General features: G+C 63.5%; 14 protein-coding genes. 3 read left to right on the top strand and 11 right to left on the bottom strand.

The features are described 5' to 3' along the window. Positions 1-11: 11 nt before the first annotated feature. A complete protein-coding gene (locus M2427_RS06710) occupies positions 12-3488 on the bottom strand; it encodes an indolepyruvate ferredoxin oxidoreductase family protein (protein ID WP_280705420.1) in 3477 nt (1158 codons plus the stop codon). Between the two features lie 175 nt (positions 3489-3663). On the opposite strand from M2427_RS06710, the gene M2427_RS06705 reads away from it, so the two are divergent. From M2427_RS06705 to M2427_RS06695, 3 genes are all read left to right on the top strand, one after another. Then, complete coding sequence (locus tag M2427_RS06705; protein ID WP_280705607.1) at positions 3664-4617, top strand: hypothetical protein; 954 nt, start codon at positions 3664-3666, stop codon at positions 4615-4617. A 310-nt stretch (positions 4618-4927) separates the two neighbouring features. Further along, positions 4928-5626, top strand: a complete 699-nt coding sequence (locus tag M2427_RS06700; RefSeq protein WP_280705419.1) for an isochorismatase family cysteine hydrolase — start codon at positions 4928-4930, stop codon at positions 5624-5626. A 10-nt stretch (positions 5627-5636) separates the two neighbouring features. After that, the gene (locus M2427_RS06695) at positions 5637-7289 is read left to right on the top strand and encodes a regulator (RefSeq protein ID WP_280705418.1); all 1653 of its coding nucleotides are present in this window, start codon (positions 5637-5639) and stop codon (positions 7287-7289) included. A 37-nt stretch (positions 7290-7326) separates the two neighbouring features. On the opposite strand, the gene M2427_RS06690 is transcribed toward M2427_RS06695, so the two are convergent. The 10 genes from M2427_RS06690 to M2427_RS06645 form a co-directional block, all read right to left on the bottom strand. Further along, a complete protein-coding gene (locus M2427_RS06690; protein ID WP_280705417.1) occupies positions 7327-9273 on the bottom strand; it encodes a S9 family peptidase in 1947 nt (648 codons plus the stop codon). Positions 9274-9441: 168 nt separating this feature from the next. Then, the gene (locus tag M2427_RS06685; protein WP_280705416.1) at positions 9442-10266 is read right to left on the bottom strand and encodes a carbohydrate ABC transporter permease; all 825 of its coding nucleotides are present in this window, start codon (positions 10264-10266) and stop codon (positions 9442-9444) included. Then, positions 10263-11201 (bottom strand): sugar ABC transporter permease, encoded by a 939-nt coding sequence (locus M2427_RS06680; RefSeq protein ID WP_280705415.1) that lies wholly within the window; start codon positions 11199-11201, stop codon positions 10263-10265. Before M2427_RS06680 ends, M2427_RS06685 begins: the two co-directional genes overlap by 4 nt. Continuing rightward, on the bottom strand, positions 11198-12523 hold the full coding sequence (locus M2427_RS06675; RefSeq protein ID WP_280705414.1) for an extracellular solute-binding protein: 1326 nt from the start codon (positions 12521-12523) through the stop codon (positions 11198-11200). Before M2427_RS06675 ends, M2427_RS06680 begins: the two co-directional genes overlap by 4 nt. Positions 12524-12602: 79 nt before the next feature. Beyond that, positions 12603-13382, bottom strand: coding sequence for a sulfur oxidation c-type cytochrome SoxA (gene soxA, locus M2427_RS06670; RefSeq protein ID WP_280705412.1), 780 nt, complete (start codon positions 13380-13382; stop codon positions 12603-12605). Beyond that, positions 13379-13696: a thiosulfate oxidation carrier complex protein SoxZ gene (gene soxZ / locus M2427_RS06665; protein WP_280705411.1), complete on the bottom strand. Its 318-nt coding sequence runs from the start codon at positions 13694-13696 to the stop codon at positions 13379-13381. Before soxZ ends, soxA begins: the two co-directional genes overlap by 4 nt. Beyond that, entirely contained in the window at positions 13696-14163 is a 468-nt protein-coding gene (locus M2427_RS06660; protein ID WP_280705410.1) for a SoxY-related AACIE arm protein, read from the bottom strand. Before M2427_RS06660 ends, soxZ begins: the two co-directional genes overlap by 1 nt. 4 nt (positions 14164-14167) lie before the next feature. Beyond that, on the bottom strand, positions 14168-14617 hold the full coding sequence (gene soxX, locus M2427_RS06655; RefSeq protein ID WP_280705409.1) for a sulfur oxidation c-type cytochrome SoxX: 450 nt from the start codon (positions 14615-14617) through the stop codon (positions 14168-14170). Then, the gene (locus tag M2427_RS06650) at positions 14610-15875 is read right to left on the bottom strand and encodes an NAD(P)/FAD-dependent oxidoreductase (protein ID WP_280705606.1); all 1266 of its coding nucleotides are present in this window, start codon (positions 15873-15875) and stop codon (positions 14610-14612) included. The genes soxX and M2427_RS06650 overlap by 8 nt, the downstream gene beginning before the upstream one ends. A 58-nt stretch (positions 15876-15933) precedes the next feature. Next, positions 15934-18117 carry a molybdopterin cofactor-binding domain-containing protein gene (locus M2427_RS06645; protein WP_280705408.1) on the bottom strand — a complete coding sequence of 728 codons (2184 nt, stop codon included), beginning with the start codon at positions 18115-18117 and terminating at the stop codon, positions 15934-15936. Positions 18118-18123: the final 6 nt, after the last annotated feature.

The following is an 18123-nucleotide window of genomic DNA, read 5'->3' as shown; positions in this document are numbered from 1 at the left end:
GGCGCATCCACTTACTCCGCGGCCGCTGCAAATCGGCTGTTCTCCAACTCAGCCTCCAGCCGAGCCCTCTCGGCCGCCGCGAGCTTGATGTTGGCTTCCTTCACATGTCCGAAGCCACGGATGCTCTCCGGCACACGGGCCAGACGCGTCAGCAGCGGGATCTGCTCCGCCTTCAGCCCCGTCATCCGCTGATCGATCATGTCAAGATAATCCGCAACCAGCTTTCGCTCCATCCGCCGCTCCTCGGTGCGGCCGAAAAGATCGAACGCGCCGCCGCGCAAAAACTTCAGCTTGGCCAGCACGCGGAAGGCGTGGATCATCCAGCCGCCGAACTCCTGCTTCTGGAGCCGTCCCGTCGTCCTGTCGCGCTTTGCAAAGATCGGCGGGGCCAGATGGTATTTCAGCGTGAAGTCGCCGTCGAACTTCTCCGACACCTTCTTGGCAAAGCTGCCGTCGGTATAGAGACGGGCGACCTCGTACTCGTCCTTGTAGGACATCAGCTTGAACAGGTTTTTGGCGATCGCCTCGGTCAGCTCTGTGGACGCGGGCGAGGCAGCGCTTTCCGCTTTGCGCACCTTGGCAACCGCCGTGAGGTAGCGATCGGCATAGGCCTTGTCCTGATATGCAGTCAAAAACTCCGCGCGCGTCGCGATGATGTCGTCGAGCGACTTGGTCGGCGCGGATGTGCGGCTCTTGAACTGGAGCACGCTGCGCACCCGCGACATATCGTGCGCGGCCAGCCGTCCCCAGGTGAAGGCGAGCTTGTTCATCTCGATCGCGGCGCCGTTGATCTCGATGGCGCGGAGCAGTGCCTCCAGCGACAGCGGGATCGCACCCTTCTGAAAGGCGAAGCCGAGCATGAAGGGATTGGTCGCGATGCTGTCGCCCATCAGCGCCGAGGCAATGCCTGTGGCGTCGATGATATCGAGATTCTTTTCGCCGATGGCGTCGCGCAGCACGGTCTGCATCGTACCCATCTCGAAATCGATGTCGGGATTTTGCACGAAGCTCGCGGTCGGCTGCAGGTCGGCGTTGATGTAGGCCTTGGTAACGCCGCGTTCGGCGCGGCTGAGCGCAGTGGGGCCGGCCGAGACGATCATGTCGCAGCCGAGGATGACGTCTGCGCCGCCGGTGGTGATGCGAACGGCCGAAATGTCTTCCGGCTTCGGTGCGATGCGGACATGGCTCATCACAGCGCCGTTCTTCTGCGACAGGCCGGTGAAATCGAGCGCCGAGCAGCCGCGGCCGTCGACATGGGCGGCCATGCCGAGCAACGCGCCGATGGTGATGACGCCGGTGCCGCCGATGCCGGTGACGAGGATGTTGTAGGGGCTATCGAGCTCACGCGCCGGCGGCAGCGGCAGATCGGCGAAAAGCTGGCCGGAATCCACCGCCGAGGTCTTCATCCGCTTCAGCGAACCGCCATGCACGGTCACAAAACTCGGGCAGAATCCCTCGACGCAGGAATAGTCCTTGTTGCAGTTGGACTGATCGATCTGGCGCTTGCGGCCGAACTCGGTCTCCAGCGGCTGCACCGAGACGCAGTTGGAGGCCTGCGAGCAATCGCCGCAACCTTCGCAGACGAGCTCGTTGATGAAGGCGCGCTTGGCGGGATCGGGATAGAGCCCGCGCTTGCGACGGCGGCGCTTTTCGGCAGCGCAAGTCTGGTCGTAGATCACGACCGTCAGGCCGTTGATGTCGCGCAGCTCGCGCTGCACGGCGTCCAGTTCGCGACGGTGATGGATGGTCGCGCCCTGCGGGAAATAATTTCCTTGCGGATATTTGGTCGGATCGTCCGAGACGATCGCGAGCCGCTTGACGCCCTCGGCCCAGACCTGGTGCGCGATCTGCGCGACGTTGAAGGCGCCTTCGGCCGGCTGGCCACCGGTCATCGCCACGGCGTCGTTGTAGAGGATCTTGTAGGTGATGTTGATACCGGCGGCCGAGGCCGCGCGCAACGCCAGCAAGCCCGAATGTGTATAGGTGCCGTCGCCGAGATTCTGGAAGATATGCTTCTCGGTGGTGAAGGGCGACTGGCCGATCCAGTTCACGCCCTCGGCGCCCATATGCGAGATCAGGTCGGTGCGCCGGGTCGGCATGCTCAGGGCCATGCCGTGGCAGCCGATGCCGGCCATCGCGCGGCTTCCCTCCGGCACGCGCGTCGAGGAATTGTGCGGGCAGCCTGAACAAAAGAACGGCGTGCGCGCGAGCTTGATCTGCGTCGTTGTGGTGACGGGATTGTCGAAAGCCTCGAGGCGGGCGAGGCGCTGCTCCAGCACCGGGCTGTGATGCCCGAGCTTGCGCAGGCGCGCCACCAGCGCGCCTGCGACGATGGTCGGCGTCAGCTCACCCTCGCTCGGCAGCAGCGGCGCGCCGCTTTCGTCGCGCTTGCCGGTGACGGTCGGGCGCCGGGACGCATCGATATTGTAGAGGATGCGCATCAGCTGGTCTTCGATGAAGCCGCGCTTCTCCTCGACGACAAGCACGTCCTGAAGACCTTCGGCAAAACGCTTCGCGCCGCTTTCCTCGAGAGGCCAGGTCAGCGCGACCTTGTAGATGCGTAGGCCCAGATCCCGCGCGTCCTTGTCGGTGATGCCCAAGTCGGCGAGCGCCTGGCGCAAATCGAGATAGGCCTTGCCCGTCGCGACGATGCCGAGCCGGGCCGGCTTGGAATCGAGCACGATGCGGTCGAGCTGGTTGGCGCGGGCGAAGGCCTGCACCGCGGCCATCTTCGGGCCGAACAAGCGCCGCTCGGCATCCAGCGGTGGGTCGGGCCAGCGGATGCTGAGGCCGCCGGGCGGCATCTCGAAATCATCGGGCAGCTTGATCTGGATTCGCTCAGGATCGCTGAAGATCGAGGCCGAGCTTTCCACAGTCTCGCTGATCGCCTTGAAGCCGACCCAGCAGCCGGAGAAGCGCGACAGCGCAAGACCGTAGAGGCCGAGGTCCAGATAATCCTGCAGCGTGGCGGGGTTGATCACCGGGATCAGCGCCGCCGCGAACACCTGCTCGCTCTGATGCGCCAGCGTCGAGGACTGGCAGCCATGGTCGTCGCCGGCGAGCGCCAGCACGCCGCCATTGCGCGAGGTGCCGGCTGCGTTTGCATGTTTGAGCGCATCGACCGAACGATCGACGCCGGGGCCCTTGCCGTACCAGATGCCGAACACGCCATCGACCTTGGCACCCGGAAACAGGCCGACCTGCTGGCTGCCCCAGACGGCGGTTGCGGCGAGATCCTCGTTCAGGCCGGGGACGAAGGCGATGTCGTGCTGCTGGAGGTGCGACTTCGCGCGCCACAACGCGTGGTCGTACATGCCGAGCGGGGAACCGCGATAGCCCGAGATGAAGCCGCCGGTGTTGAGCCCCTGCAGCCGGTCGCGTTCGCGCTGCAACATGGGCAAGCGAACCAGGGCCTGGGTGCCGGACAGGAAGATCCGCTTCGATTCGAGCCGGTATTTGTCGTCCAGCTCGACCTGCATCAGCGTCATTTCAGAAGTCCTTGTCGTCGCATTGGGTGGGAATTTTGCGCCGCGGAAAGAGAGGCGACTTGCGAAGCGGGTGTCGGCAGTCAAAAGCATGGAGCACCGAAGTCAATATCGCTGGCCGCATCCGTGGCGGGCCTGCTAGTCATGGCTGCCTGTGGAGGAGCCCATGACTGCGAGCATGACTGCAAGCGCGTTCAAGACCGAGATCGCCGAGACCGCCGAGGCATTGATTGGCCCGTGGCGTCAGCCACGCCAGATGCTGCACGCGCAGGTTTACGATGCGCATGCGTCCATCCACGACGATGCGACCGCGCAGAAGCTCGGCTTCAAGGGCGGCACCATCGAGGGTCCCACGCATTTCAGCCAGTTCGCGCCGCTCGGTGCCCGGCTGTGGGGACAGGCGTGGTTCGAGAGCGGCTGTCTCTCCGCGCATTATCGCAACGCCTGTTTCGAAGGCGAAGACGTGCAGGCGATCCTGTCGAAGCCGTTGCCCGGCACGAGCCAATGCCAGATCCAGATGGTGAAGCGTGACGGCACCGAGGTGCTGCGTGGCACCGCCTCGGTCGGCGACGCGCGGGTCGCGACCGCGCTCGAGACCCGCCTGACCGAGCTCAAGCCGCTCACTGACCCTGTGATCCTGCGCGACGTGAAGGTTGCCCAGACCAGCAAGCGGCAAACAGTCCGGATGGCGTTCGACCAGAATATGGGTGACCTCTATCCATTCTCTCTGCGGCAGAAGCTCGCAGTCATCACCGAGAACTCGCCCTATTATTCGAGCGGCGAGAATCCTTGGGGCAAGCCGATCATCCCGATGGAGATGCTGAGCGTGCTGTTTCAGTACCGCGCCAAGGACGATCCGTTGCCGGCGAAGGGACCCGCTGTCGGCCTGTTCGCCGATCAGGAGATCCGTCTGGTGAAGGGCCCGCTCTTCGTTGACGAGGAATACGAAGTCGAGCGCGAGGTCGTCATGCTCTCAGGCAGCCGCCGCACCGAGAGCGCTTGGGTGAAGACGCGCGTGTTCGACAAGGCGGGTGCGATTGTCGCGACCATGCTGCTCAACATGGCGACGCTGAAGGACTCTTACGCGTCGTATGAGGGGGAGTATCGGCAGCTGTACGGGGCGGGCCGGTAACATCACCCTCGTCATTCCGGGGCGCGCGTAGCGCGAGCCCGGAATCCATTTCGCCTCATGTTTTGCTGCTCGATGGATTCCGGGTTCGACGCTTGCGCGTCGCTCCGGAATGACGATGGAGGCCGCTCATCCTTTGAGCAAATGCACGTCGCAAAGCCGTCGCACAGGGAATAAGCAACGCTCGGCTTCTGATGTAAGCTTCTGACTGCACAGCGAATTCCTTCGCGCCCCGTCCGTCCCCGCTATTGTACACAATGGCACGGCGCTTGCAGAACTCCTCGCAAAGAGAGTTCTCGCGGGGGCCTGCGTCATGTTGAACTCAACCAAGCCGACACTGGGCGTCATTAGCGCCGAGCCAGAGCCGATCAAGCTAGACTTATCGTCGACCGCGCTCGTCATCATCGACATGCAGCGCGACTTCATGGAGCCCGGGGGCTTCGGCGAGACGCTCGGCAATGACGTCAGCCAGCTTGCCCGCGCGGTGAAGCCGATCGGCGCGGTGCTGAAGGCCGCGCGCGACACCGGCATGCTCGTCGTCCACACCCGCGAGGGGCATCTGCCCGATTTGTCCGACGCGCCGCCGGCAAAAGTCGAGCGCGGTGCGCCGTCTCTGCGCATTGGCGATCCCGGTCCGATGGGACGCATCCTCATTCGTGGTGAAGCCGGCCACGACATCATCCCCGAGCTTTACCCGCTTGATAGCGAGGTCGTGATCGACAAGCCGGGCAAGGGCGCGTTCTACGCCACCGAGCTCTCCGACGTGCTGGAGAAATACGGCATCGAGAATCTCCTGGTGTGCGGTGTCACGACGGAAGTGTGCGTCAACACCACCGTGCGCGAGGCCAATGATCGCGGCTATCGCTGCGTCGTCATTTCGGACGGCTGCGCATCCTACTTCCCCGAGTTTCACGAGATGGGCCTGAAGATGATCAAGGCCCAGGGCGGCATCTTCGGCTGGGTCGCTAGCTCAGCCGCAGTACTGGAGGCGATGGAGACTTCGACCACATAGGGGTATGATCATGAGCACATTGACGGGGACGGCCGGCAAGTCCGAGTTCAAGCCGGCACTTTGGACATCGGGCGACTGGAACGCGTTTTTCGGCTTCGGCACCAACATCCTCGTCAACATGCTGGTGCTCACGGGCCTCCTGCGCTTCGTTTTGAAGATGCCGGACAGTCTCGTGTTCGGCCGCATCCTGCCCGCGCTGGGGCTGATGATGTGCCTCTCCACTTTCTACTATGCTTTCCTCGCCTACAAGCTCGCGCAGAAGACCGGCCGCAGCGATGTCTGCGCGCTGCCGTCTGGCGTCAGCGTGCCGCACATGTTCATCGTCACCTTCGTGATCATGCTGCCGGTGACGCTCAAGACCGGCGATCCCCTGAAGGGCTGGTCGGCGGGCCTGGTCTGGGTGTTCTTCCAGAGCTTCATCCTGATGATCGGCGGCTTCATCGCGCCCTTCATCCGAAAAATCACCCCGCGCGCTGCGCTGCTTGGCACGCTCGCAGGCGTCTCGCTCACCTTTATCGCGATGCGTCCCGCGCTCGAGATGTATGTGACGCCGCAGATCGGTCTGGTCTGCTTCGCCATCATCCTGGTGAGCTGGTTCGGCGGCGTGAAATATCCGAAGAGCATTCCGGCCGGTCTGGTTGCGATCGTGGCCGGCATGGTCATCGCATGGGGCTCAAACCTGTTCGGTCTCAGCCTCGGCGGATTGAGCATCAAGGGCGTCGGTGATGCCTTCGCCAATTTCGGCTTCTCGGTGCCGATCCCGGCGGCGAACTATGTTTTCTCGGGCTTCGAATATCTCGGCGTCATTCTGGTCACCGCCATTCCGTTCGGCATCTATGACCTGGTCGAGGCCATGGACAACGTCGAGAGCGCGGAAGCCGCCGGCGACGAATATCCGACCACGGGGGTGCTGACCGCCGACGGTGTCGTCAGCCTGATCGGCTGCCTGATGGGCAATCCGTTCATCAACGCAGTCTACATCGGTCATCCCGGCTGGAAGGCGATGGGCGGCCGCATCGGCTACTCGGCCGCGACCGGCATCATGGTGGTGGTCCTCTCGTGGTTCGGCGTTATCTCGGTCCTGCTGGCGCTGGTGCCCGTCGTCGCGATCTCGCCGATCCTGCTCTACATCGGCATGCTGATGACGGCTCAGGCCTTCCAGACCACGCCGGCGAAGCACGCTCCCGCCGTGGCGTTGGCCTTCACGCCGCATCTCGCTGCCTGGGCCAAGCTCCAGATCGATACCATGCTGGGCTCGACGATGAATGCGGCGGCAACGGTCGGCGGCATGGGTGCCGACAAGGCCGACGCGGTCAAGGCGGCTGCCATCGCGGCGCTGCCGCAGCAGGGCGTGATCTATCACGGGCTCGAGGTGATGGGTGGCGGCTCCATTCTAGCTGGCCTGATCCTCGGTGCCATCGGCGTATTCATCATTGAACGTGATTTTGAAAAGGCGTCCGCCTTCGCGCTGGTCGGCGCTGTGCTGACTTACTTTGGCTTCATGCACGGCGAAGCCGTCGGCATCGGCGGTGGCTTTGGTGTCACGCCCGCGGTGGCGTTCGCCTATGCCGTGATGGCCGCCGGCCTGTTCGCAGCGAGCAAGCTCGGCACCAGCGAGCACTATGCCGCGCATCCGGAGATGCATGCCGCGCCGGCGGAGTAGGCGTCGGCCAGCATTGATTGCGGCCGGGTGACTCCAGTCACCCGGCCGTTTTTTCGGCCACACCCAGGTCGGCCAGGATGTCGGCCCCGGCGCGAACCTCGTGGCTCGACCCTTCAAAATCCTCGCCGACAGGCTCACACGCTCCACCCAGATGCCGCGCGAAGAACGCTTCGGCAATGGCGAGGTGGGAGAACTGGTTGGGCGGTCTCTGGAATCCGTGCCCCTCGTCGGGATAGACGATGTAAGTCACCGGAATATCTCTGGCCTGCATGGCGGCGGCGATGGTGTCGCTCTCCGCGATCTTGCAGCGAACGTCGTTGGCGCCATGAAAGATCAGCATCGGCTTCTTGATGTTGTCGACCTTGTTGATCGGTGAGCGCTCGGCGAGCAGCTTGCGCCCTTCCTCGGTGCGGGGATCGCCGTAGCTGCGATACATGAATTCAGCGAAGCCGGCCCAGTAGGGCGGCATCGATTCGAGCAGCGTTTGCAAATTGGAGATGCCGACCACCGGCACCGAGCAACAGAACACCTCCGGCGTGAAGGTCGCGCCGATGAACGAGGCAAGGCCGCCATAGGATATGCCGAAGATCGCGACCTTGTCCTTTTGCGCGATACCTTCGGCGATCGCCCAATCGACCATGTCGATGAGATCATCGTGCATCTTTCGCGCGTGCTCTTTCTCGCTGGCAGCAACGAACGCCTTGCCGAAGCCCGTCGAGCCCCGATAGTTGACCGAAAGCACGGCATAGCCCCGATCAGCCAGCCACTGGTGATCCCTGCGATAGCCGTAGATATCGCGGCCCCACGGTCCGCCGTGGACGACGAGGACCATCGGCAGCGGCTGGGGTGGACGATCGCCCGCGATATCCGCCGGCAACGTCAGATAAGAGACGAGCGTGAGTCCGTCGCGCGACTTGCCTTGCACTGCCTGCATCGGCGCAAGCCGGTATGGCTTGAGTTCGGGGCGCGCCGTGAACAGTTCGGTAAGACTCTGCTTGTCGCGATCGAGGAGATGATAAGTGACGGGTTGATCGGGCGCGTGGCTCGCCACGATCCATCGGCGGTCATCGTCACTTTGGCTTTCGACAAAAAACGTGTGCCCCGGCAGTTGCGCCTCGATCAGCTCGAGCTCACTTGCGACCGCCGGTGTCAGAGCCGTCCATTCCTGCCGACCGGGGTCGATGCAAACCGCTTCCGGTTCAAAGGTTCGGGTACTGAATATGGCGCCCGTCACGTCGGCGCGGTCGCTCTTGAACAGGACGCGGTTTTCTCCGGTCGCCCAGTTGATCTGGTGCAGCGTAGCTTTGTCGTTCTGCAGGCTTGAGTTCATGTGCAGGTGATTGCCCGCGGCATCAAACCTCCATGGCCAAGTGCTCATATTTGCCTCGAATGGAACGTCGAACCAGTGTGTGACCTTGCCGTCTTCGAGGCGCCAATGGCGCGAACCTCCGTCAGGCGCGTTGCCGCGCGCATGGCGCGGGTTCAATTGCCAGTCGAGTAAGACGAAGACGAATTCCTGACGATTTTCCCAGACGAGCGTGCGTTCGCCGGTTGCGAGGTCGAGCACGTAGACATCGTGCCAGCGAGGATCGCGATCGTTGAGGCTGACCGCAATCTTGTCGGGAACGATGTGCGACCAGTGCGTCGGCATCGCGCGGACGTTGGGGAATGGTGTGAGATCCCGGAGTTCCAGACTTTGGGGATCGACGACGAACAGGTGCAGATTCTCATCGCCGTTCTCGTCGTTGAGAAACATGATGTAGCGCCCGTCCGGGCTCCAATCCTGCCAATTGATGGGTCTACCTCTGGTGCGCGTCACGGGCTGTCCCGCGGCAATATGATCGAACGGCGACACCCAGACATTCAGAACGCCGTCGACAGGCGCGAGCCAGGATAGCCATTGGCCATCCGGCGATAGTTTGGCGCCGACGTAAGTCGGGTTACCAAACAGTTTTCGGCGCGGGATCAGGGGGCGAGCTGACATTTGGCGTCTCGCTGGCGGTTGTGCGCACGCGCGACCTTCGTCACGCTGCGGAATGCTACGATTTGTAGCATATGTGCGTGAAGACTTTGCGTCAACTCCAAGTAGAGTTTCGGCGCGTCAAGCGACTAGGCGCAGGAGCGCACGCTGAGAGGCTTGAGAACGGCGTGATTACCCGCCCTTCACGGCCCCCGCGGTGAGGCCGGCCACGATCTGCCGTTGCGCGAAAACCGTCAGCAGCAGCACCGGAAGCGTGACGATCAGCGCGGCCGCGGCGAGCGGGCCCCAGCTCAGCTGGTCGAACGAGATCATGTTGTAGACGGCGACAGGCAGGGTGCGGGTCTCGCGTCCCGCCAGCACGATGCCGAACACAAAGTTGTTCCAGGAGAAGATCACCGCGAGAATGAAGGCAACCGCGATGCCGGGCTTGGCGATCGGCAGCGCAACGTGGCGGAACACCTGCCAGCGGCCCGCACCGTCGATGAGGGCGGCCTCCTCCAGCTCCATCGGCGTCGTCTCGAAATAGCCGATCATGATCCAGATCACGATCGGCACCGTGACCACGAGATGAATGATGATCTGCGGCACCAGCGTGCCGAGCAATCCGAGCCACTGGAACAGCAGGAACAGCGGAATCAGATAGGACAGGCCGGGCGTGATGCGGGCGATCAGGATCACGATCGCGGATTTGTGCGCCGCCATGCGCGCGATGCCGTAGCCGGCGGGGACGCCGACCACGAGGGCAAGCAGGGTTGCGCTGCCGGTCACCACCAGGCTGTTGATGAAGTAGGTCACGAAGCGGTTGGAGCCCAGCACATCGGCGTAGTTCTTCCACGCGATGTGCTCCGGGAAGAACACCGGCGGGTAGGCGGCGTTATCGACCTCGAATTTGAGCGACAGCGAGGCCATCCAAAGAAAAAACAGGATCGCCGGTGACACGATGACGAACACCGCGAGCCACAGTCCGATCCTGCCCATGATCTGTCGCATGCTCATGCGTCGCTCGCGATTTCGGTCCACAGCATGCGCTGACGTGCGTAAAGCATGACCGCAGCGAGCGCCACGATCAGCAGAAAGAACACGACCGCGATCGCCGAGCCGTAGCCGAGGTCGTAATAGACGAAGGCGACGCTGTAGAGATAGAGGTTGATGGTTTCCGACGCCGAGCCGGGTCCGCCCTGCGTGATCGCGAAAATGATGTCAAAGCTCTTCACCGCGTCGATCATGCGGATCATTCCGGCGATGAACAGAAACGGCATGATCAGCGGCAGGGTGATGAAGCGGAACACTTGCCAGAGATTGGCGCCGTCGATCTGCGCGCTCTCATAGGGCTCGGTGGGGATCGCGGCGAGGCCGCCGAGCACGATCAGCATCACCAGCGGCGTCCATTGCCAGGTCTCGACCAGCACCAGCGAGGGGATCACCGTTGCCGGATGAAATACCCAGAGCTGCGCCGGGATGCCGACCAGCGACAGCAGGTAGTTCAGCACACCCAGCTGCGGGTGGAACATCATGGTCCAGACCAGCGCAATGGCGACCGGCGTCGCCATCATCGGCATGATGAAGATGCCGCGCAGGAAGCCGCGGCCGGCGAATTTCTGGTGAAACACCACGGCCGCGAATGTCCCGAACACGAGCGGCAGCAGCACCGACAGCACGGTGTAGACCAGCGTGTGTCCGATCGCCTCGATGAAGCGCGGATCGCTGGTCAGCCGCAGATAGTTGGAGAACCCGACGAAGGTAGTCGGCGAGCCGACCTTCCACTCGTTCAGGCTCATCCAGATCGTGAAGACCCACGGGAAGATGATGATGGCGAGCACGACCACCAGCGCCGGCACCACAAAGGGCCAGTAGGATGGCGGCCGCAATTCCTTCTCCAGCGCGGCATCAGACTGTGCCGCGACCGGAGTCGATTGTGTCAACGCACTCACGCCTTTTCGCTACGCTCCAGGATCGGCCGGTACTGATCGTTGGCCTTCTTCAGTTCGGTTGCGGGATCGGCACCTGATAATGTCGCGGTCAGCGCCGCGCCGACGATGTCGCGGAATTCGGCGACCGGAATTACAACTGGCAGGCCGAGCTTGCTGATCTTGCCGGAATCGATCACCGACTGCAGCCACTCCTTCGGCATCTTGACGCCGCTCTGGACCTCCGCATCGTTCAGGATCGAGTTGCGGAACGGCACGCCGCCGCCGGCCTGCAACAGCCGTGCGCCCTGCTGCTTGGAGACGATCCACTGGCAGAGCAGATAGGCAGCTTCCTTGTTCTTGCTCGCCGCGGCAATGCCGACGCCGTCGCCATAAGTGGCCGAATACTGCCCCTTCGGTCCGGCGGGCACGACAGTGTAGCCGACCTTGCCGACGACACGCGATGCGGCCGGATCTTCCAGCGGCGGCGCCCAGCCGACGCCGTCGATCCACATCGCCGAACGTCCCTGTGTGAACGAGGCCATCGACTCCATCCAGTTGAAGCCGGCAACGCCGGGCGGCGCGACTTTCGTCAGCAGCGTTTGATAGAGCTTTGTTGCCGCGATCGCTTCAGGACCGTCGGTCAGGATGTTGCCCTTGGCATCGAGGAATTCGCCGCCATAGTTGAGGAAGAAATTGGTCCACAACGTCATGTTGGCGTTGCGCAAGCCGCGCCCGACGAAGCCGTAGGTGCCTTCCTTCGGGTCGGTGAGCTTTTCCGCGGCCGCGACCATCTCGTCGAGGGTCTTGGGAACGGCGACGCCCTTCTTCTGGAAGAGCTCCTTGTTGTAATAGAGGATGAAATAATCGACCGACCAGGGCAGCGACAGCATCTGGCCCTTGTCGTTCTTGGCGTATTGCAGGCCGGCGGCCGAGAAATCGCTCTCGACGAGATCGGGCGCGGTCAGCGTCGGATCCTTCATGTAGGGTGTGAGATCGGCGAGCCAGCCGGCCTTCTCGAACTGCCGCTTCTGCACGTGATAGCTGACATGTACCACGTCGAAGCTCGGCCGGCCCGAGGTCAGCTCGATGACGCATTTCTGGCGCTGCTGCTGCTCGGGAATCTGCTCGGATTCGACCTGGATGCCGGTGAGCTCGGTAAATTCCTTGACGTATTTCTGTAAGTTGTCGCCGCGCGGGCCCTTGGCGAGGATGACCTCCAGCTTGGTGCCCGCATATTTCTTCCAATTCACCTCGGCGCGAGCCGGCAGCCCGGTGAGGCTGAGCGCGCCAGCCGCAGCGGTACCCGTCAACAGCGTGCGACGCGAGATTTTATGGTCAGCCACTTTAGTCCCTCCCTGTGATTCAAGTCTTTGGGAGGGATACTAGCGACCGTTCCACGCCTGCCTAGCCCTAATTTGGGCGTTACGGTCGCACCGCCGGCGTTTCCATGGGCATTCCGCGGGCCCGCGACATCAGATAGAGCTCGAGCGCGACCAGCTCGGGCGCGCCGTAGTCATAGGCCTGGGCGCGGACGCCGGTCATACAGCTGCGCAAGCGCCGCTCCAGGGATCCCAGCGTCTGCCATTCCAGCCGATAGAGCGGATAGCCGGTCGGCTGCCCTTGCGTGATCGGCGAGCCTGCGAGGCGCCTGTCAAAGTTGTCGTCGTGGCAATTGGTGCAGGCCAGGTTGAGCTGCCCTTCGCGCTGCATGAACAGCATGCGCCCCTGTTCGACGAAAAGTTTAAGCTGTGGATCATCGCCTGCGCTGATGGCGACGCCGCGCGACTGATGAGCAACGAAGGCGGATAGCGCCAGGATGTCGCGGCTCTCATAGGGCAGCGGTGCTGCCTGTTGATGATTGGCGCGGCAGAGATTGATGCGCTGGTCGAGTGTGACCGGGCGCGCGAGTGTCTTGTCGAAGGCTGGATAGCGCGCCGCGACGCCCTTCATGCTGCTCCTGGCATCGCCATGGCAGTCCGCGCAGGCTTTGTTCGCGCTGCCGGCCTTCTTCATCCACAGCGCCTCGCCGTCGAGCACGAACAGCATCCCCGGATTGGACGAGTCGTCATCCTGCATGGCGCGCGTATCGGGGCCCATGAAGGAATAGCCGGAGCGGCGCGCATCGGGCGGGATTCCCCCGGCGAGCAGCGCAGGGCCCGTGGTGACAAGCGCCACCACCGCTATCGCGCGCCAAAAAATCATTCGACGGTGATCGATGCCGATGCGGTGGACGAATAGCCGTTATCGCCGATCCATTCGAACTCGAGCTTGCCGCTTTCCTTGGCGACGGTGAAGAAGGATAGATAAGGATTGGCCGCGATCGCCGGAAACAGATCGGCGCGAAATATCTCGGTGCCATTGTAGCGGCAGGTGAAGCTCGTGATGATGTCGCGCGGCACCAGCGCGCCATCCATCGTACGCCGGAAGCCGGTTTCCATGATGTGCGAGGTCAGCGTGCGGATCTCGATGATGTCGCCGCGTTTGGCTTTCGCGGGAACGTTGATCAGCGCGGCCATCAGTTCACCTCCTCGGTGCAGGCGGCCAGCGTCACGACGATGTCGGCTGTGACCTGCCAGAAACTGTCGTCGGAGAGACGGGCGATCGCGACCACCTTCTGGGTGTCGGCCAAGCGGATCCGCGTCGAGATCTGGGCGCGGCCGGAGGACGGGTTGAGGTAGAAGTTGCCGATGTTCGGCTGCGGGTTCTTCTCGTTGAAGACGTGGATGCTCTTGACATAGTCATCCGCCGTCATCGGGCTTGCGACGCTCACCGTCATCGGCACCGTGTTGCCGTTCTCGACCAGCGGCGGAATATTGAGCTTGACCTTGCCGGTGCGAATGGGGCCCTCACCGACGACGTTGCGGATCGCAGTAGTGAGCATCGCCGGCGTTGCTTCGACCGGCCGCAGCGTGACGATCGGGATCGTCCCGGCGACGGTGACGCCTCCGGCAAAGCTCAGGAACTGTCGTCGCGTCGTGGGCATGAACTTAGTCTCGAAGGGTTGCGAGAAAGGCCACGATGTCCTCGATTTCCTCGGCCGACAATATCGGTCTCTCCACGAAATTGCGTCCCACACGCACGAGGCCCTCGTTGCGATAATAGGACGGCATGATGGTGTCCGCGTTGAAGCGTGAAGCATCCACCAGCCGAAGCCGCAACTGGCTCATCGTCCAGCGGGTCCCCGTGCCGGCGAGATCGGGCGCGAGGTCACCCTGGAAACGCGTTTCCGGGAAGGGGCCGGAATGGCAGAGAATGCAGGTCGTCGTTCGCGCCAGCACCAGCGCGCGCCCGCGCGCGGCATCGCCGGGGGCGCCCGTGAGCGATTTCGCGATGCCATCGCCGGCGACCTCATAGGGCGCAAGTCCCTGTGCGCGTGCGCCGGCAACGAACGCGATGCCGGCAAATAACGCAGCGATGTAGAATGTCGACTTAGCCAAAGGTGTCCGCCGTGATGGTTTGAAACCAGCGTTCCGCCTCGGCCGCCTCGCGCGCGCGCAGCTCACGTGGCGCATCGAGCGGGCTTGTGGCGCCGCCTTCGACCTCGGCAAAGATGTCGCCCTTGGGCTGGTAGTTGCCTGACAGCGAGAAGCCGTAACCGGGCGCGACGGTGTTGTAGCAGACGCCGGTCAGCCGCGGGATTTCCGGCGCGCGTCCGGCGAGCAGGTTGACGATGGCAGCAGCGCAGGCCTTGCCTTGCGCGCTGGCGGCCGAAGCCGATTTGGGAATGCCGCCGCCGAGGCAGGCGTCGCCGATGACGTGGACGTTTTTGACAAGCTTCGACTCGAAGCTCACAGGATCGATCGGGCACCAGCCGGTGGTATCAGCTGCGCCGGCGATCTCCGCGATGTGACCGGCACGCTGCGGCGGGATGACGTTGGCGACATCAGGGGTGTAATTGCCGAATTCGGTGACGATGGTCTTGGTAGCCGGATCGACCGAGGTGACGCGGCCGCCTTGCGAGAGGCTGATGCGCTCGATCATGTCGCCGTAGAGCTCCTTCCACGCCTTCTCGAACAGCCGCTGCTGTGAGAAAGTGTCTTTGGCATCGAGGATCAGCACTTTCGAGCGCGGCTTCTTCGTTTTCAAATAGTGCGCGATCAGGCTGGCGCGCTCATAGGGTGCGGGCGGACAGCGCGAGGGATTGGCGGGGATGGCGATCGCGACCGTGCCGCCATCGTCCATCGCCTCCAACTGCCTGCGCAGCAGCAGTGTCTGCGCGCCGGCCTTCCAGGCGTGGGGCATCTTTTCCGATGTGGCCTCGTCGTAACCAGGCAGAGCCTCGAAATGGAAGTCGATGCCGGGCGAGAGCACGAGGCGGTCATAGGGCAGCGCGACGCCGTCGGCCGTCATGACGCTGCGCTGTTCCGGCGCGATCGTGGTCACGGTCTGGCCGATCACTGTAACGCCTTCGGCGGCGAGCTTGTCATGGCCAAATTGCTGTGCCTCGATCTCGCGCAGGCCGGCGATCACCTCGTTGCTGAAGGGGCAGGAGGTGAAGACCGTATTGGGCTCGATCAGGATGACTTGCAGGTCGGCTTGCGCGCGCTTGAGCGCGCGGGCGCAGGCCGCTCCGCCGAAGCCGCCGCCGACCACGACAACGCGGCCCGTCGATTGCGCATGCAAGACTGTTGGCCGCGCCAATGCAGCGGCCGTGATGCCGAGCACGGCGCTCCGACGTGTCACCGGTCGCGTGATCATTGAGATCATCCAGGCAAGATGCCGCGGCGGCCACCGTGGCCGCCGCGGCGTTTCGTTAGGCGAAGGTGATGTTCTGGTCGCGCAGCGGCACCGAGCGGATGCGCTTGCCCGTTGCCGCGAAATAGGCGTTGAGCACCGCAGGTCCCGCGACGCCGATGGTCGGTTCGCCGACGCCGCCCCAGAAACCCCCGCTCGGCATCACGATCGACTCCACCTTCGGCATCGCCGCGATGCGCATCGAATCGTAGGTGTCGAAGTTGGTCTGCTCGATGGCGCCGTCCTTGACCGTGATGCCGCCATAGAACAGTCCGCTCAGCCCGTAGACGAACGAGCCGGCAATCTGCCGCTCGATCTGGGCGGGGTTCACGGCATAGCCGGGGTCGGTCGCCGCGACGATGCGATGCACCTTGACCTTGGTACCTTCGGTCACCGAGATCTCCGCAGCGGCCGCGACATAGCTGCCGTAGGAAGCGAAATGCGCGAGCCCACGGTAGATGCCTTGCGGCGGCGCGGTGCCCCAGCCGATCTTCTCGGCCACGGCTTCCAGCACCGCGAGATTCTTCGGGTGGTCCTTCATCAGCTTGCGCCGGAACTCCAGCGGGTCCTGGCCTGCCGCGTGCGCCAGCTCATCCATGAAGCATTCGACATAGATCGCGTTCTGATTGACGTTCACCCCGCGCCAGAAGCCCGGAATGATGTGCGGGTTGCGCATCGAGTGCTCGATCAGGAGATTGGGCACCGAGTATCCGAACGGCGCATCGCCTTTGGCATTGAGGCCGGCGAAGGTCGCCGGATCCATGCCGTTGACGAGTGCGTCCGGCCTCAGGCTTGCCAAGATCGATTGGCCGGAGATCCGCATGTGGAATGCCGTGAGATTGTTGTCGGCATCGAAGCCCGCGGTCAGCTTGCACTGCGTGATCGGATGGTAGCGGCCGTGCGTCATGTCCTCTTCGCGCGTCCATAGCAGCTTGATCGGCGTGCCCGGCATCTGCTTGGCGATCAGCACGGCCTGCCGCACATAATCGGTCTGACCGCGACGGCCGAAGCCGCCACCGAGCAGCATTTTGTTGACGTCGCATTTCTCGGCGGGAAGCTCTGAGGCTTCCAGCGCGGCGGCGAACGCCGCCTCGCCATTCTGCGTGCCGCACCAGACCTCGCATTTGTCGGCCGTGTAGAGCGCGGTGGCGTTCATCGGCTCCATCGTGGCGTGGTTCTGGTAGGGATAATTGTAGACGGCTTCGATCGTCTTCGCCGCGCCCGCGAGTGCGGCCTTGGTGTCGCCGTTGGAATTGCCGACATAGGCCGGACCGCTGTCGAGGCCTTCGGCCAGCCATTTTCCGATCGAAGCGCTGCTGACCTTCTTGTTCTCGCCTTCGTCCCAGACGATCGGCAAAGCATCGAGCGCGGTCTTGGCGTGCCAGAAGGTGTCGGCCACGACCGCAACCGCGGTGTCGCCGACCTTCACCACCTTCTTCACGCCTTTCATGCCGGCGATCTTGGCCTCGTCATAGCTCTTCAGCTTGCCGCCGGTGACCGGGCAATCCTTGATCGCGGCATTGAGCATGCCCGGCAGCTTGACGTCGATGCCGTAGACGGTCGTGCCGGTGACCTTGTCCGGGGTGTCGAGGCGCTTCACGCCCTTACCGACCAGCCGCCAATCCTTGGGATCCTTCAGCTTGACGTCGGCCGGCGGCGTGAGCTTGGCCGCGGCCTCGGCGACCTTGCCGTAGGTTGTCGTCTTGCCTGACGGTGTATGGGTGATGACGCTATTGGCGGCCGTGCATTCGGAGGCCGGCACCTTCCACTCATTGGCTGCGGCCTGGATCAGCATCGTGCGCGCGGTGGCGCCGCCCCTGCGCACATAATCGTGCGAGGTGCGAATGCCGCGGCTGCCGCCGGTCGAGTAGTCGCCCCAGACGCGCTTGCGGGCGACGTTCTGCCCGGGCGAGGGGAATTCGGTCGTGACCTTGGTCCAGTCGCATTCGAGTTCCTCGGCGACGAGCTGGGCGAGGCCGGTAAGCGAGCCCTGGCCCATCTCGGAGCGGGCGACGCGGATCACCACGGTGTCATCGGGCTTGATGACGACCCAGGCATTGATCTCTGGCGAGCCGTCGGCCGCGCGGACCACGGCGGGACCGCCGAAGGGGAGATCGAGGCCGATGGCGAGACCTGCGCCGAGCGTTGCGCTGCCGATGACGAAGGCACGGCGATTCATCCTGGGAGAAACATGCTTGTTCATGTGCCG

Source organism: Bradyrhizobium sp. BR13661 (assembly GCF_029892425.1).
In the GTDB taxonomy this organism is placed as follows: Bacteria; Pseudomonadota; Alphaproteobacteria; order Rhizobiales; family Xanthobacteraceae; genus Bradyrhizobium.
Note: the sequence above shows the minus strand (reverse complement) of the source record. Positions and strands in the feature narration are given on the sequence as shown.

Coding starts and splice junctions, on each gene's coding strand:
- M2427_RS06710 (WP_280705420.1), bottom strand. CDS start 3,488: ATGACGCTGATGCAGGTCGAGCTGGACGACAAATACCGGCTCGAATCG.
- M2427_RS06705 (WP_280705607.1), top strand. CDS start 3,664: ATGACTGCAAGCGCGTTCAAGACCGAGATCGCCGAGACCGCCGAGGCA.
- M2427_RS06700 (WP_280705419.1), top strand. CDS start 4,928: ATGTTGAACTCAACCAAGCCGACACTGGGCGTCATTAGCGCCGAGCCA.
- M2427_RS06695 (WP_280705418.1), top strand. CDS start 5,637: ATGAGCACATTGACGGGGACGGCCGGCAAGTCCGAGTTCAAGCCGGCA.
- M2427_RS06690 (WP_280705417.1), bottom strand. CDS start 9,273: ATGTCAGCTCGCCCCCTGATCCCGCGCCGAAAACTGTTTGGTAACCCG.
- M2427_RS06685 (WP_280705416.1), bottom strand. CDS start 10,266: ATGAGCATGCGACAGATCATGGGCAGGATCGGACTGTGGCTCGCGGTG.
- soxA (WP_280705412.1), bottom strand. CDS start 13,382: ATGATTTTTTGGCGCGCGATAGCGGTGGTGGCGCTTGTCACCACGGGC.
- soxZ (WP_280705411.1), bottom strand. CDS start 13,696: ATGGCCGCGCTGATCAACGTTCCCGCGAAAGCCAAACGCGGCGACATC.
- M2427_RS06660 (WP_280705410.1), bottom strand. CDS start 14,163: ATGCCCACGACGCGACGACAGTTCCTGAGCTTTGCCGGAGGCGTCACC.
- M2427_RS06645 (WP_280705408.1), bottom strand. CDS start 18,117: ATGAACAAGCATGTTTCTCCCAGGATGAATCGCCGTGCCTTCGTCATC.